At 33.1% G+C, this 14,513-nt stretch carries 13 protein-coding genes and 1 tRNA gene; 5 read left to right on the plus strand and 9 right to left on the minus strand.

Annotated elements, in window-relative coordinates; all coding sequences use genetic code 11:
• Nucleotide 1 precedes the first annotated feature (1 nt).
• A complete protein-coding gene (locus J0383_RS08810) occupies nt 2-2,173 on the minus strand; it encodes a S9 family peptidase (protein WP_207298037.1) in 2,172 nt (723 codons plus the stop codon).
• 180 nt (nt 2,174-2,353) lie between these two features.
• Between J0383_RS08810 and J0383_RS08815 the strand changes: the two genes are divergently transcribed.
• Complete coding sequence (locus J0383_RS08815) at nt 2,354-3,667, plus strand: hydroxymethylglutaryl-CoA reductase, degradative (protein ID WP_207298038.1); 1,314 nt, start codon at nt 2,354-2,356, stop codon at nt 3,665-3,667.
• Nucleotides 3,668-3,756: 89 nt separating this feature from the next.
• Nucleotides 3,757-4,671, plus strand: coding sequence for a GYDIA family GHMP kinase (locus J0383_RS08820; RefSeq protein WP_207298039.1), 915 nt, complete (start codon nt 3,757-3,759; stop codon nt 4,669-4,671).
• A 5-nt stretch (nt 4,672-4,676) separates the two neighbouring features.
• On the opposite strand, the gene J0383_RS08825 is transcribed toward J0383_RS08820, so the two are convergent.
• The 7 genes from J0383_RS08825 to J0383_RS08855 all read right to left on the minus strand — a co-directional run bounded on the left by J0383_RS08825 (nt 4,677) and on the right by J0383_RS08855 (nt 11,631).
• Nucleotides 4,677-5,120, minus strand: a complete 444-nt coding sequence (locus J0383_RS08825) for a hypothetical protein (protein WP_239023288.1) — start codon at nt 5,118-5,120, stop codon at nt 4,677-4,679.
• Nucleotides 5,121-5,402: 282 nt separating this feature from the next.
• On the minus strand, nt 5,403-7,502 hold the full coding sequence (locus tag J0383_RS08830) for a peptidylprolyl isomerase (protein ID WP_207298040.1): 2,100 nt from the start codon (nt 7,500-7,502) through the stop codon (nt 5,403-5,405).
• A gap of 108 nt (nt 7,503-7,610) precedes the next feature.
• Nucleotides 7,611-8,870 carry a hemolysin family protein gene (locus J0383_RS08835; RefSeq protein WP_207298041.1) on the minus strand — a complete coding sequence of 420 codons (1,260 nt, stop codon included), beginning with the start codon at nt 8,868-8,870 and terminating at the stop codon, nt 7,611-7,613.
• A gap of 3 nt (nt 8,871-8,873) precedes the next feature.
• A complete protein-coding gene (locus J0383_RS08840; RefSeq protein WP_394369547.1) occupies nt 8,874-9,083 on the minus strand; it encodes a hypothetical protein in 210 nt (69 codons plus the stop codon).
• Nucleotides 9,076-9,627, minus strand: a complete 552-nt coding sequence (lptC, locus tag J0383_RS08845) for an LPS export ABC transporter periplasmic protein LptC (RefSeq protein WP_207298042.1) — start codon at nt 9,625-9,627, stop codon at nt 9,076-9,078. Before lptC ends, J0383_RS08840 begins: the two co-directional genes overlap by 8 nt.
• A 50-nt stretch (nt 9,628-9,677) precedes the next feature.
• Nucleotides 9,678-10,904 carry a hypothetical protein gene (locus J0383_RS08850; protein WP_207298043.1) on the minus strand — a complete coding sequence of 409 codons (1,227 nt, stop codon included), beginning with the start codon at nt 10,902-10,904 and terminating at the stop codon, nt 9,678-9,680.
• Nucleotides 10,897-11,631 carry a type III pantothenate kinase gene (locus J0383_RS08855; protein ID WP_207298044.1) on the minus strand — a complete coding sequence of 245 codons (735 nt, stop codon included), beginning with the start codon at nt 11,629-11,631 and terminating at the stop codon, nt 10,897-10,899. Before J0383_RS08855 ends, J0383_RS08850 begins: the two co-directional genes overlap by 8 nt.
• A gap of 98 nt (nt 11,632-11,729) precedes the next feature.
• On the opposite strand from J0383_RS08855, the gene J0383_RS08860 reads away from it, so the two are divergent.
• Nucleotides 11,730-11,802 (plus strand) — tRNA-Phe (locus J0383_RS08860).
• Between the two features lie 122 nt (nt 11,803-11,924).
• Here the strand turns inward: J0383_RS08860 and J0383_RS08865 are convergent.
• The gene (locus tag J0383_RS08865) at nt 11,925-12,485 is read right to left on the minus strand and encodes a hypothetical protein (RefSeq protein WP_207298045.1); all 561 of its coding nucleotides are present in this window, start codon (nt 12,483-12,485) and stop codon (nt 11,925-11,927) included.
• 187 nt (nt 12,486-12,672) lie between these two features.
• On the opposite strand from J0383_RS08865, the gene J0383_RS08870 reads away from it, so the two are divergent.
• Both J0383_RS08870 and J0383_RS08875 read left to right on the plus strand, forming a co-directional pair.
• The gene (locus J0383_RS08870; RefSeq protein WP_207298046.1) at nt 12,673-14,169 is read left to right on the plus strand and encodes an MFS transporter; all 1,497 of its coding nucleotides are present in this window, start codon (nt 12,673-12,675) and stop codon (nt 14,167-14,169) included.
• Nucleotides 14,170-14,183: 14 nt separating this feature from the next.
• The gene (locus J0383_RS08875) at nt 14,184-14,411 is read left to right on the plus strand and encodes a DUF6814 family protein (protein ID WP_207298047.1); all 228 of its coding nucleotides are present in this window, start codon (nt 14,184-14,186) and stop codon (nt 14,409-14,411) included.
• Nucleotides 14,412-14,513: the final 102 nt, after the last annotated feature.

Genomic DNA, 14,513 nt, shown 5'->3' on the forward strand with positions numbered 1-14,513 from the left:
ATTATAGATTTTCTTTGATGAAATTGGTCATTTTATTATAAAGCTGTATTCTGGTTTTTCCACCATAAATACCATGATCTTTATCTGGATAAATTTGAGAATCAAATTGTTTGTTTGCCTGAATCAATGCTTCCATCATCTGCATTGTATTTTGAACATGAACATTATCATCTCCTGAACCATGAATCAACAAGAACTTTCCTTTTAATTTATCAACGTGATTTATAGGAGAGTTTTGATCGTATCCGCTTGCATTTTCCTGCGGAGTCTGCATGTATCTTTCTGTATAAACGCTGTCATAAAAACGCCAGTTGGTAACTGGAGCAACTGCGATTGCCATTTTAAATACATCATTTCCTTGAAAAATACAGTTAGATGCCATGAATCCACCATAGCTCCATCCGAAAATTCCAATTCTTGAAGCATCAACATATGGATAAGCACCAATTACTTTTGCGGCATCGATTTGATCTTCAACTTCGTATTTTCCTAATTCTTTTTGAGTCACTTTTTTGAAATCAGCTCCTTTGTAACCCGTTCCTCTTCCGTCAACACAAGCCACAATATAACCTTGCTGCGTTAATGAAAGGAACCAATAATCATTAGAGTTGTTCCATTGATTGTTTACCTGCTGCGATCCTGGACCAGAATACTGGAACATAAAAACAGGATATTTTTTTGAAGGATCGAAATCTTTTGGTTTTAAAATCCATGCATTCAATTCATTCCCTTTTGCTGTTTTTAAAACAAAATATTCTTTTGAAGGAAGGTTATACGCTTTTAATTTATCAGCAAGAACCTGATTGTTTTCGATAACCTGAATTTCTTTTCCTGTTTTAGCCTCGTTTAAAGTATAGGTAGTAGGCTGTGTATTACTTGAGAAAGTTGTAATAAAATATTGGAAATTAGGACTGAAAGTCGCTGCGCTTGTTCCTGTTTTTGAAGACAAACGTGTCTTATTTTTTCCGTCTAAACCAATTCTGTAAAGATCTCTGTTAATAGAACCATTTTCAGTAGATTGATAGAAAATAGTTTTTGTTTTTTCGTCGAAACCATAGTATGAAGTTACTTCCCAGTTCCCTTTTGTAACCTGATTTTTAAGTTTTCCGTTTTTATCATACACATAAATATGATTAAAACCGTCTTTTTCACTTGTCCAGATAAAACTGTTATCTTTTAAGAAAGTCAAATTATCTGTAACGTCAACGTATGCTTTGTCTTTTTCGTTTAGAACCACTTTTGCTGCAGCTGTAGTTCCGTCGATAAATACTAAATCAAGATTGTCTTGATGACGGTTTAAAACCTGAGCCGATAATACATTATTATCATTTGTCCACTGCATTCTTGCAATGTAGAAATCATTATAATTTCCTAAATCAACTTTTTTAGAAGTATTTCCTGCAGCATCATAAATATGTAATGAAACTACTGAGTTTTTCTCTCCTGCTTTAGGATATTTAAAAGTTTCAATTGTTGGATATAAGTCCTTATGAAACATTGACATTGAAAATTCTGGAACCTGGCTCTCGTCAAAACGAATGTAAGCTAGTTTTTTACTGTCTTTACTCCAGTCAAAAGCCCGGACAAAAGCGAATTCTTCTTCGTAAACCCAGTCAGTAATACCATTTATAACAGCATTTTTCTTTCCGTCAGTGGTAACTGGAGTTGATTTTTTTGAAGCAACATCATATATATATAGGTTGTTTTCTTTTGCGTAAGCTATTTTGGTTCCATCAGGAGAAAAAGTCGGCTCTTGAATCTGGAAATCAACCAGTTTTGTAAGCGTTTTAGCTGCGATATCATAAAGAAAATAATCTGCTGTAAAAGAGTGACGGAATATTTTTGTTGAATTACAAGCAATTAAAATCTTTTTTTCGGAAGCATCAAAAGTATAGCTGTCAATTCCGTCTACAAGTTCTTTGAAGTTTTTTGTATCAATTAAATTTGAGACTTTTTTTAAAGTTGCGAAGTCGTACAAATCAACCTGCATACTTCTGCTCGCCTGATCAACATTTAGAACTGTGTATTGATTTGTATTTTTTAACGATTGCAATTCGTCCATTCCTTTAGCACGAAAGGTTCCGCCAAAAACATTTTCGACAGTTATTTTTTGCTGTCCGAAAACGACTGCAGTTAAAAATAAAAGTACTGCAGTAAATTTACTTGTATTCATTATAATTATTTTAAATATAAAAAGAGTCCAATTTTAATAAAAAAAATAAACATAATACACATTTTAAGTGTTAAATGTTAAAAAAAATAACGATTGCGTATTTTGATCTTTCAAATAGATTGCAATCAAAACTCTTAAAATAGTATCTTTGCCGCAACATTACTATTTAATATATTGAGAATGAACAACGCTGTTGCCGGATTTTCTAAATTATCCAAAAAGGAAAAAATTGACTGGATTGCCAATGAATATTTTTCTGCACCTGAAGAAGCCCTAAATATTATAAGAAATTACTGGAATTCAGATGAAAAGCTTCAGCAGCTGCACGATGAATTTATTGAGAATACTATTACCAATTTATACATTCCGCTTGGAGTTGCTCCTAATTTTTTAATTAACGGGAAGTATAAAACGATTCCAATGGCCATTGAGGAGAGTTCTGTTGTAGCTGCTGCCTCAAAAGCTGCGAAATTCTGGGCAACACGCGGAGGCTTCAAAGCCACCATTATTAATACCGAAAAAATCGGTCAGGTACACTTTAATTTTAATGGTGATGCCGAAAAACTGCAATCTTTCTTTCAAGAAATAAAACCTAAATTTTTCTCCGAAACACAAAGCATTACCAAAAATATGCAGCAGCGTGGCGGAGGAATTCTAGATATCCATTTAAAAGACAAAAGAAACTTACTTGAAAATTACTTTCAGCTTCATGCTACTTTTGAAACCAAAGACAGTATGGGAGCAAATTTCATCAATTCATGTCTGGAGCAGTTTGCCTCGACTTTAAAAGATGAATTTCAAAACTCTAATTTGTTTTCGCCTGATGATAAATTAGAAGTAATTATGAGTATTTTATCGAATTATGTGCCGCATTGTTTGGTAAGAGCAGAAGTTTCTTGTCCTGTTGAAGATTTAGCCGAAAAACACATTACAAATCCGCAGGAATTTGCCGAGCGTTTTGTACAAGCTGTTCAAATTGCCGAAATAGAGCCTTTTAGAGCAGTAACTCACAATAAAGGAATTATGAATGGTGTTGATGCAGTAGTCTTGGCAACTGGAAATGATTTTAGAGCCATTGAAGCCGGAGTTCATGCTTACGCTTCTAAAAACGGACAATATGCCAGCTTATCTCATGCTAAAATCGAAAACGGAATTTTTACATTCTGGCTGGAAATTCCTTTAGCTTTAGGAACTGTCGGCGGTTTAACATCATTACATCCTTTGGTAAAATTATGTCTGGAAATGCTCGAAAAACCATCGGCTACTGAATTGATGGAAATTACGGCAGTGGCAGGACTGGCACAAAATTTTGCGGCTTTACGTTCTTTAACTACCACCGGAATTCAAGAAGGTCACATGAAAATGCACCTTAATAATATTATCAACCAGTTTGAAGCTACTGAAGAAGAACGTCGTTTAATTAAAACTCATTTTAAAAAAACCGCCGTTTCTCATAGTGCGGTAGTTGAGTTTATCGAAAATTTAAGAAAATAATTAGAAGCTGATCCCGCTGTCCGTTATATCTTTTATGGCGAACCCCGCCACAAAAGGATGTCACTCCCATCGGGGCTAAAAATATACGTATGCCAACCACTTTTTACAGTAACGGAAAATTATTTATCTCTGGAGAATATCTAGTTTTAGATGGAGCTGATGCTTTTGCACTTCCAACGAAATTCGGACAAAACTTAATAGTTGAAGAAACAACAGCTAAAATCATCGATTGGAAAAGTTATGATTACGATCAAAAACTTTGGTTTGAAACCACCATTACATTTGATGAAGTTATCAATCCTGTTAATCCAGAAACTGAAACTGTAAAAACTACTTTAATCAATATTCTTCATGAAGCGTATCTTTTAAATCCTGAATTTCTAGACAAGTCAGAAGGACTAAAAGTGACGACCAATCTTACTTTTCCAAGAAATTGGGGATTAGGCACATCATCGACTTTAATCAATAACATTGCGCAATGGGCCAAAATTAATGCTTTCACATTATTGAAAAACAGCTTTGGTGGAAGCGGTTATGATATTGCCTGTGCACAAAATAATACTCCTATACTCTATAAAATAGAAAACAACCAGGTAGAACCAGTAGCTTTTAATCCTGATTTCACAAAGAATATCTTTTTTGTTTACTTGAATAAAAAACAGAACAGTAAAGCCGCTATTCACGCTTACAACAAACACAAAGACCAAAATCTAGCTAAAAGCGTAACTGAAAACAATAAAATCACCAATGCAATTCTACATGCCGCAACTCTGAATGAATTTGCTCGTGCTGTAGAAAAACACGAAATTCATTTAAGTAACATTCTTGAAATAAAAACGATAAAAGAAATCGCTTTTCCTGATTTTAAGGGTACCATTAAAAGTCTTGGCGCCTGGGGTGGAGATTTTGTTATGGTAATCTCAAAAGAAAATCCTAAAGATTATTTCACCTCAAAAGGATATGACACAATCCTTACGTATGACGAAATGATTTTACAGGAATAAGTGTTTTAGTAATTTACTTTTTTATCTTCTAAAAGTTCAGCCTCTAATCGGCGGACGTTTTGTATCTCGTTTTCACTGTTAGATTCTATAAGAGTATTATGGAGACGTTCTGCCATTTTTTCTATGCTATTGGTAATAGAATCGTACACCAATTCCATTCGTCGGTGTTTTTCTTCTTTTACAGCTTTCAAAACATCTTCAACGAAAACCTTATCATACTTTTCGGCAACAGAATCACGAGTGTTAGTAAGCCTGATCACATAGTCGTTACTTAGTATAGTAACCTTAAAATGCTGCTCATCATTACTTAGATAATACTTACCCCCCAGCTCATCAACATTGATCTCTGTAGTGCTTACTTTTAAAAGTTCCGTAATGATCCCAAAAATATGATTTTCTATTTTGGAATATACTTTAGGTTTTCTTCTAAACAATTTAAACATATACATTAAATACCTGATTTTTAGAGTATTTGATTAAAAAATTGATATTATTTTTATTTATAATGGGGCTAAATAAGTTTTTTTGTTGTAACAAAAATTCGGACAAATTAACTGTAATAATTTGAATATCACAAATTTTTTAAATTATATTTCCATTATTCCCATATAGTTAAGAAAACTGTATAAGAATTTTACTATAATTAACATTCGACATATCTAAATGCAAAAAACCCGAAACGTTCTAATGAACATTTCGGGTTTTTAAGTATGTACTATTACTAGTAACTACTAGTAGTTAAATTGTAATCTGTTGTCTTCGATTTTAGCATTGTTTTTCAACGCTGGTAAAATTCTGCTTGCATCAGATGCGCTTTGAGCTTTTACTTTAGCTACATATTCTGCGTGGTTTGTTAAAGCCGGAGCTTTTACTGTGCTGATATTTTTCACTACATAAACTCCTGTATTTCCTTCAATTGGAGCAGAAATTTTGTTTGCAGCTAATGCAAATGCATTACCAACAACTTTAGGCTCTTGTCCAACTCCACCTGGCAATACTGGATTATCCATAGTCACGTTAGAAGCTTGTTGTACAGCTACACCAGCACTTTTCGCAATAGCTTCAATGCTAGAACCTGTCATTTTAGCTTTTAATATTTCAGCTTTTTTCTTGTTTTTCAAGATTGGCTCAACGTAAGGTCTTGCTAATGTAACAGATACTAAACCTGATTCATTTTCACCTTTGTACTGAGCAATTACGTGACCAACATTAGCAATTTCAAAACGTTTTACATCGTTTTTACCTGTTTCTTTATCAAATGCCCATCTTACGATGTTTCTTTGGTTTCCTAATGGTCCAAATTGTTCGTCCATCGCTTTTACAGAAACTGGAGGAGCAACTTTTAATCCTAATTCTTTTGCAGTAGCAGCAAAATCTTTATCAGCAGCTTCCATTTCGAATTTAGTTGCCAATGTAAATACTTTATCAGAAGTAGCTTCAGATGGCTCAATTTTTTGAGCAATTGTAGCTAAACGAATTCCGTCTTGTTTGTCTGTAATTTTGATTACGTGGAAACCAAATTGAGTTTCAACTATACCAATTTTACCAATACCGTTATTGAATACAAAATCATTGAATGGTTTTACCATTTGGTTTGGACCAAAATATCCTAAATCACCTCCTTGTTGTGCAGATCCATCATCAGAATTAGTGAATGCAAGCATCATGAAGCTATCTGGATTAGCCTGAACTTGTGCTAAGATTTCTTCAGCTTTCGCTTTAGCTTCTTCTTTAGTTCTTTTTTCTCTTTGGCTGGCTGCTTGCGATCCTTCATAACCAATTAAGATATGACTAGCTTTTGCATTAACTCCTGCTTTAAATCCTAATGATTTAGAGATCGCATAGTATTTTCCGTAAACGTAAGGACCATAAATAGCTCCAGCAGGCAGACTGAATAATTTATCAGCATCAACAGCTGGTAAAGCATTTTTAGGAACGTATGTAGAATCGTAAGGAACATCAGAATTTGCGTTAACAAATTCAGCGATGTTTGTTGCGTTTTTGAATCCTGGTAATGTATCATTTTTACCTGTTTTGGCATTGTAAACAACGCTTCCAGATAATAATGCATTCATTTTAGCTTTAATTTCAGCCTCGTCTTCTTTTGAAGGTTTGTCTTCCACTAAAACGTATTGAATTTCACGAGTTGCATCTGCTTTAAATTTTTTCTCGTTTTTCTTCATGTAATCAACGATTTCTGAATCAGAAATTTTTACTTCACTGTCTTTAATAGAAGAATATAAAGCTGCAGCATAAGAGAAGTTAACTTTGTTGGCTTCCATTTCGTATTTTAGTTTTCCTTCACTAGCAGTTGTGTAAAGTGCAGATTTAACTAAAGTACTATAGATTTGAAATTTTGCATTTAATTCAGCATCTTTTTCTTTGTCAGCAAGATATTGAGCCGCTTCAGGATTGCTTTTGAAGTAGTCTTTGAATTTGGCTACATCAAACATTCCTGCTGCGTTTAAAAACATTGGTGCTTTACCAATATTTGGATCTGCTTTTAAAACTTCGATTAAGTGCTTCTCACCAACTCTCAATCCTAATTTTTCAAATTGAGATGATAATAATGCGATCGAAACTTCTTGATCCCAAACTCTGTTTGCAGCTTCAGTAGAAGTAATTCCCTGACCACTTTTTTCAAGATTACTAACTTTAACTCTAAAGTCTTCAAATGAAATATCTTTTCCATCGATGCTTCCTACATCTTTTGAACTTTGACCAAATGTTCCTCTTGTAAATAGATCTTGTATTATAAATGCTAATAAAGCAAGAGCAATAACCCCTATTAATAAAGCGGAACGCTGTCTAATTTTTGCTAAAACTGCCATTTTAATTATCGTTAATTTTATATTCAGTTTGCGAAAATACAATTATCTAGTTAATAACAATACAACTAGCGTTTTATTTTGCACAATTTTTTTTAATTATTTAAAAAATCACTCTTTTATTGTCATTCTAACCAATTCAATTTTATGATTAGAAGCCTCTTCGATCACAAAACGAAACTTATCTATTACAATTTTATCTCCTTTTTGTGGGATTTCTTTTGTATAATTGACAATAAACCCGCCCAATGTTCCATAAGAATCTTCTTCAGGAATCATCAATTTATAGGTTTCATTTAAATATTCTACATCTAAACGGGTCGAAAACAAATATTTACCTCCGCCAAGTTCTTCTTCAATAAGTTCTTCATCTAAATCATGTTCATCTTCGATTTCTCCAAAAAGCTCTTCCACAATATCTTCGATCGTTATGATTCCAGAAGTTCCGCCATATTCATCTAAAACCACAGCAACGTTTTTTCTTTTTTTGATGAGAAGATTTAAAGCGTCTTTTATCAAAATAGTTTCTGGAACAAACTCAACCGTCATTAAAACTGATTTTATGCTGTTGGGCTTCTTAAACAAGTCAAATGAGTGCACGTAACCCACAATATCATCTAAAGAATTCTGGCTGACCACAATTTTCGAATAACCAGTTTCAATGAATAAGTCCCTTAGTTCTTGAACTGTATCAAATAAATCTACAGCGACGATTTCGGTACGCGGAGTCATTATATCTCTCGCTTTTACTCCTGAAAACTCTAGAGCATTTTGAAAAATCTGGATTTCCGAATCAACTTCTTCATCATCTTCTACTGAATTCATCTGTTCGGTTATGTAATTTCCAAGTTCAATTTTACTAAAATACATCTGCACATGATCGGCTTCGACTTTGAAAAATTTCTTTAAAACAAAATCGGATATCCAAATAAAAAAAGTTGATATATAATAGAATAGTCTGTAGAAAAGATACGCTGGAACTGCAAAAACCTTAATTAAAGTATTGGCATAAATTTGGAAAAGGACTTTAGGGAAAAATTCAGCCGTAACTAAAAGTATAAAAGTCGAAATAAATGTTTGAACTAAAATGGTGGTCAGATCTGAAAATTCAAAACCAAGTCCTATAATAAACCTCAGAACCATTTCTCCCATATAAAAAGCATATACAACCAATGCTGCTGTGTTACCAATAAGCATTGAGGCAATAAACTTAGAAGGATTTTCGGTAAGTTTGGTTAGAATTTGGGAAAGAAAATTATCTTGTTTTTTTTCGATTCCAAGATAAATTTTATTGGAGGAAATAAAAGCTATTTCCATTCCTGAGAAAAAAGCTGATAGTATTAAACACAATATTATAATACTAATCTCCATTTTTTATTGGTTTTTATTACGATCCTGATTTTTCTTAAGAAATCTTCTCCTGAAGAAAAACATAAAAATGGCCATTCCCGCAATTATAAAACTTAACGGATAGCTTTCATTTCCTTCATTGAGTTTTACCGCACCATCATACAGAAAGAAAACAGCAAAAAGGATGTAAACGTATTGTGTATATTTTAAATAACCCATAATATTTTTATTCATTTGATTCAATTTCACCGCTTATTCGCTGTGAATTAATCACTTTAAAATCTTTGCTAAAATCAATTCCCTGACCAAATGAAACTCCTTTAGCATCTGTAAGTTTGAATTTTCGTTCGGTGTAAAACCATTCGTTTTTCTGGTCAAAATACAATTGTTCTGTTTCAAGCACTTGTCCGTCTTCAGATGTAATTTTGACTTTCCCGATCAAATCAATTATTCCGGTGTCTTTATAAGAAACCGCATAATTCCCTTTTATAAAAGTACGTTTTTGTTTCTTATCATATAAAGTAACGTCTATTCCTTTAGGAAACTCTGTAAAAGGAAAATTCAGATTAGAATAATCGAGCATTTTAGGACTAATCAAAACCCCGGTAATCCGCCCTGAATCGGTGTATTTAATATTAACTGTATCTGCATCACTACCTGGAACAAATTCAGAAAAATTAATTTTCTGAACTTCCTTAAAATTGCTTTCACAGCCGTAAAAAGCTGTAAGAACAATACTAGCAGCAATCAATACACTATATCTCTTTGGTAAATTCATTTGCCAAAAGTACTAAATTGTAGTGAGCTTATAAAAATATAAACTTATGTTTAGTTGAATTTACTCTTCACAAACCATCTGTCGTTAAACGAGAAGCTTAAACTGAAGTTCATATAATTCTCTTGAACCAATCCTGCAGATGTGGTTCCTCTTTTACCAAATTCAATTCCAAAGTTTACATTTGAAAAAGTTCCAGTAATTGGAAACCCTGCTCCTAATGTCATTCCAACATCGTTTACAGATTCGTTATTTACTACTAAACCTAGTTTTTCATATTTCAAACCTGCTCTATAAACAATTCTGCTGAAGTAGCTTGCAAATGAACTGTAATTAGGAATATAATATCCTCCAAGAGCATATTTAGTATATTTCTCGTATCTTACGTTATCTCTTGTGTTGTAATAATTTGCTAGTTGTCCTTCTCCCTGAAAAGCCAGCGTTGTACCTACCAACCATTTTCTAGGCTGCCCGATACCTGCACCAAAAGTAATTTTGTTTGGAAGTTTCAATTTAGTGCTTACAGGATCTCCCATAGCAGCATCCGGATCACCATCTACCTCAATGATTCTTGAAGTATCTGAATTTAATGTACTACCGAATGTATAATTTAAAGTTGTATATAAGTTTAATTTTTTAGCTATTTTAGTTTGATACATCGTACCCAAATTAAAATTCACACCAGAAAGTTCCGAAGAATTGGTTTCTCTAGTGGCATTTTGAACATCAGTAACGGCTTCAATACTTGTTGTTGAAATTTTACCAAAGTTATATTGTAAATCAGCTCCAATATTCCATTTTGGAGTGATTTTATATCCTAATCCAAAGAACACTTTGTTCACACCACCTTTTCCTTCAAGCTGGCTGCTTACTGCTCCTGGAGCTGTATTTATATCTGAAATTTTATACCCGACTGACGACAAAGGCAGTAATCCGAAACCAGCACCAAATTTACCTAACGGAATTCCAACTGCTAAATAATCAAAAGTTGATCTTTGTGCTTTTGAAGATTCACTGCTGCTTTTTATTGTGTTTGTACCAAAAGTTCCTCCAACGGTAAAAGTAGTCTGACCAAGACTGGCATAACTTGCCGGATTTTCAATATTAAGGTGGATACTATCCTGCTCTACGGCAACTCCAGCCATAGTTCTATTTTCAAGAGTTCCTTTAAATCTTGTTTCTCCAATTCCGTAGAAAGAATATGGTGAAGAAGTACCTTGCTGAGCAAACGAAACGAATGAAATAAGCAGACAAGCGCTTATTATAATTTTTTTAATCATTGTCGATTTTATATTGATATGTTTGGTTCAAACTCTCTAGTAGGAAATTTGAATTGGCAAATATGGTATTTTTTAATCGTTTAGCCAAAAATTCTGCATCACCACCCGTTAAAATTATTATAAAATTTGAAAACTGTTCCCGATATTCATCGATAAAACCGTCAATCTCATAGACGAAACCGTTAACCACACCCGAATGTATAGCTTGTGCTGTTGAGTTTCCTATATAATTGTCAGGCGCTTCTAAAGTTAGTAACGGCAGTCTGGCCGTAAAATTATGCAGGGACTCATATCGCAAACGAAGTCCTGGAGAAATCGCTCCGCCCAGATAATTGTCATTTTCGTCGATAAAATCGTAGGTAATGCAGGTTCCAGCATCAATAACTAATCGGTTTTGTTTTGGGAATTGCAGGGTCGCTCCAGCTGCCAGAATCATACGATCGATACCTAAAGTTTTAGGTGTGGCATATTTATTATGAAAAGGAAAAACATCTTCATGGGTAAAAAAATGCACTCTTAACTGTTTTTCGAAAGCTAAAAAGGATTCTTTTTCGATTTCCCCTACTGATGCAGCAACCAAATCAGAGCAATTCGAAAATTTTTCTAAAATTTTTTCAATTTTTTCAGTGAGTTTACTTTTGTCAAAACTAAAATTCTCCAATACTGTACTTCCCTCAAAGACAGCTGCTTTAATTCTAGTATTTCCAACATCAACAGTTAAAATCATATTCTTTTTTTGTTTTTGCGAAGATACGAATTGATTTTTTCTTTAAAATGTTTTGCACAAATCAAAAATGGTTTTATATTTGCACCCGCAATAAGCACGGTACCTTAGCTCAGATGGTAGAGCAATGGACTGAAAATCCATGTGTCCCTGGTTCGATCCCTGGAGGTACCACAAAACCCGAATAGCAATATTCGGGTTTTTTGTTTTTTATAGTTTTTTTGTTTTATCACAAAGAATCAAAGAAAAAACGCAGAGAACACTAAGTTTAATATGGTTTTCAAACTCTTGCAATTTTATCTATAAAAACTCCTATCTATTATTTCAAATATTTTCTGAGTTAAATCAAAATTAACATCCGAATTTTTTATTTTGTATGGAAAAGTAAAAGGCGAATAATACTGGATTTTTATTTCGTCATCACGTTTTACAATTAACAAATACAAAGTAGAATGACCGTGGTTATCCAGACAATTTTGATAGTAGTCTCCCTTTTCAAGAGCTTCAAAAATAAACTGTAATCTCTTTTGATCTGCTAAAGTAAAATTTATGAGTTTGTTATAGCTTTTTGATTTTATTGAAGCATGAAAATTTTTATCAAGATCAATAAGCAAAAAATCACTATTTCCAGTTCCTTCTGTCCATTTATAAAACAAAATTCCATTTTTTATTTTGGTAAAATCTGCAAATTGGTTTTTACAAAAGTCACAATCCATTATAAAGTTGGTATATTGCTGTTTTAATTCATCCGTAGGCATTGAGACAACTTTACAGTCATATTCATCGGACACTATTTTTTTCTTATTTCCACAGAAAATAAATATCACACAAGCAAATAGCAGAACAACTTGTCTCATTTTTGTAAAATTTTTTAAAATTAGTCAAATATAGAGGTCTTCTTGTTAAATCAGAATCTATAATTTAGAAAGTCAATAAATAAATATATTTTGTTAAAAAAGTATTAACTGAATAAAAAATTATCCTCTATATTCGTAAAATCATATTTTTAGTTTCTAATAATTATTAAGAACATAAATTTATTTTATGAGTAAGACTTCTACTAAAGGGATTTGGAAAGTTATTTCGGCCTCTTCTATGGGCACCATGATTGAATGGTACGATTTCTATATTTTTGGAAGTTTAGCTGTTGTTATTTCTACTAAATTTTTTCCAAGTGATAATCCAACTGCTGCATTTTTATCTACTCTGGCCACTTTTGCAGCTGGATTTGTAGTAAGACCTTTCGGAGCTTTATTTTTTGGAAGACTCGGAGATATTATTGGCCGAAAATATACGTTTATGGCAACGCTATTGCTAATGGGAGGTTCAACTTTCTTAATAGGCTGTATTCCGAGTTATGAAACTATTGGTTTTTTAGCACCTTTATTAGTTTTGATTTTACGTTTATTGCAAGGACTTGCACTTGGAGGTGAATATGGCGGCGCAGCAACTTATGTAGCCGAACATGCTCCAGTGGGTCAAAAAGGATATTGGACTTCTTGGATTCAGACCACAGCTACCGTTGGATTATTTATTTCTTTAATGGTTATTTTGGCAACAAAAAGCATACTTTCGTCAGAAGCTTTTGATGTATGGGGATGGCGTGTTCCTTTTTGGGTTTCTATAGCAATGGTTGGCGTTTCGTATCTTATTAGAAAAAATATGGATGAATCTCCTGTTTTTGCAAAAGCCAAAAAAGAAGGAACAACAAGTGCTAATCCGTTAAAAGAAAGTTTTGGAAACCGATACAATTTAAAATTTGTGTTGCTGGCTTTGTTCGGTGCGACAATGGGACAAGGTGTTGTTTGGTATACTGGACAATTTTATGCAATGAGTTTTATGAAAACGGTTATGAATGTAGATTCATCTCAGGTTGATAGTTTACTTGGAATTGCATTGCTTCTGGGAACTCCATTTTTTATTGTTTTTGGATGGTTAAGCGATAAAGTAGGCCGAAAATATATTATGATGTTTGGAATGCTTCTGGCAATATTATTCTACAGACCAATTTATAAGATGATGTATAACACAACCGACATTTCATATAAAACTGAAATTGTAGAAAAAACCACACAAAGCACTGAAACAACGAAAGATAACAACAAAATAACCACTATATCGAAAACTTTTACTGACGGTACTACGTATATTCAAAAAAAGACAGATTTTAGCAATGCGAAAGAATCTCAAACCAGTACTGTAATCAATATTAATTCTTCTGATGAGTGGACGTTGATTTTTTTGGTTTTTATTCAAGTACTATTTGTTACAATGGTTTATGGTCCGATTGCCGCATTTTTAGTAGAAATGTTTCCAACTAAAATTAGATATACTTCAATGTCACTTCCTTATCATGTAGGAAATGGAATTTTCGGAGGATTATTACCGGCGATTTCAACGTATTTTGTAACGCATGCCAAGGCAGCCGGAAAAAGCGATTTTTACCTTGACGGACTTTGGTATCCTATTATTATTGCTTCTATCTGCTTTGTAATTGGAATGATTTACGTAGACAATAAAAATAAAACTAACCACCTTTAAATATTAAAAAAAACATGGACAAAATCAAACAAGCATTAGGCGTTTTATGGGTTATTTTAGCAATTGCAGCTGCTTATTTCTGTGTGTTTGAATTTGGCTTACCTAAATTATTATCAGATCAGCAGGACGATTTGGTTTTCGGGATTATTATACTCTTTATCCTCACTCCGCTGATTGTTTTAGGCTTAGGAACTTTTGGTTATTTTGCCGTGATTGGAGAATATAACGATAGAAAAAGATAAACAAAAACAATAAACAACTAAACCAGAAAAGGGCTGTCTATTTTTCAATAGAACAGCCCTTTTGCATTACTAACCAAACCAAATTTTTAATCTGTTAGATAT

It is taken from the genome of Flavobacterium endoglycinae (assembly GCF_017352115.1).
GTDB lineage: Bacteria > Bacteroidota > Bacteroidia > Flavobacteriales > Flavobacteriaceae > Flavobacterium > Flavobacterium endoglycinae.

Excerpts from the sequence above, each read along its gene's own strand:
- J0383_RS08810 (WP_207298037.1), bottom strand. The coding sequence starts at position 2,173 with ATGAATACAAGTAAATTTACTGCAGTACTTTTATTTTTAACTGCAGTC.
- J0383_RS08815 (WP_207298038.1), top strand. The coding sequence starts at position 2,354 with ATGAACAACGCTGTTGCCGGATTTTCTAAATTATCCAAAAAGGAAAAA.
- J0383_RS08820 (WP_207298039.1), top strand. The coding sequence starts at position 3,757 with ATGCCAACCACTTTTTACAGTAACGGAAAATTATTTATCTCTGGAGAA.
- J0383_RS08825 (WP_239023288.1), bottom strand. The coding sequence starts at position 5,120 with ATGTATATGTTTAAATTGTTTAGAAGAAAACCTAAAGTATATTCCAAA.
- J0383_RS08830 (WP_207298040.1), bottom strand. The coding sequence starts at position 7,502 with ATGGCAGTTTTAGCAAAAATTAGACAGCGTTCCGCTTTATTAATAGGG.
- J0383_RS08835 (WP_207298041.1), bottom strand. The coding sequence starts at position 8,870 with ATGGAGATTAGTATTATAATATTGTGTTTAATACTATCAGCTTTTTTC.
- J0383_RS08840 (WP_394369547.1), bottom strand. The coding sequence starts at position 9,083 with ATGAATAAAAATATTATGGGTTATTTAAAATATACACAATACGTTTAC.
- lptC (WP_207298042.1), bottom strand. The coding sequence starts at position 9,627 with ATGAATTTACCAAAGAGATATAGTGTATTGATTGCTGCTAGTATTGTT.
- J0383_RS08850 (WP_207298043.1), bottom strand. The coding sequence starts at position 10,904 with ATGATTAAAAAAATTATAATAAGCGCTTGTCTGCTTATTTCATTCGTT.
- J0383_RS08855 (WP_207298044.1), bottom strand. The coding sequence starts at position 11,631 with ATGATTTTAACTGTTGATGTTGGAAATACTAGAATTAAAGCAGCTGTC.
- J0383_RS08865 (WP_207298045.1), bottom strand. The coding sequence starts at position 12,485 with ATGAGACAAGTTGTTCTGCTATTTGCTTGTGTGATATTTATTTTCTGT.
- J0383_RS08870 (WP_207298046.1), top strand. The coding sequence starts at position 12,673 with ATGAGTAAGACTTCTACTAAAGGGATTTGGAAAGTTATTTCGGCCTCT.
- J0383_RS08875 (WP_207298047.1), top strand. The coding sequence starts at position 14,184 with ATGGACAAAATCAAACAAGCATTAGGCGTTTTATGGGTTATTTTAGCA.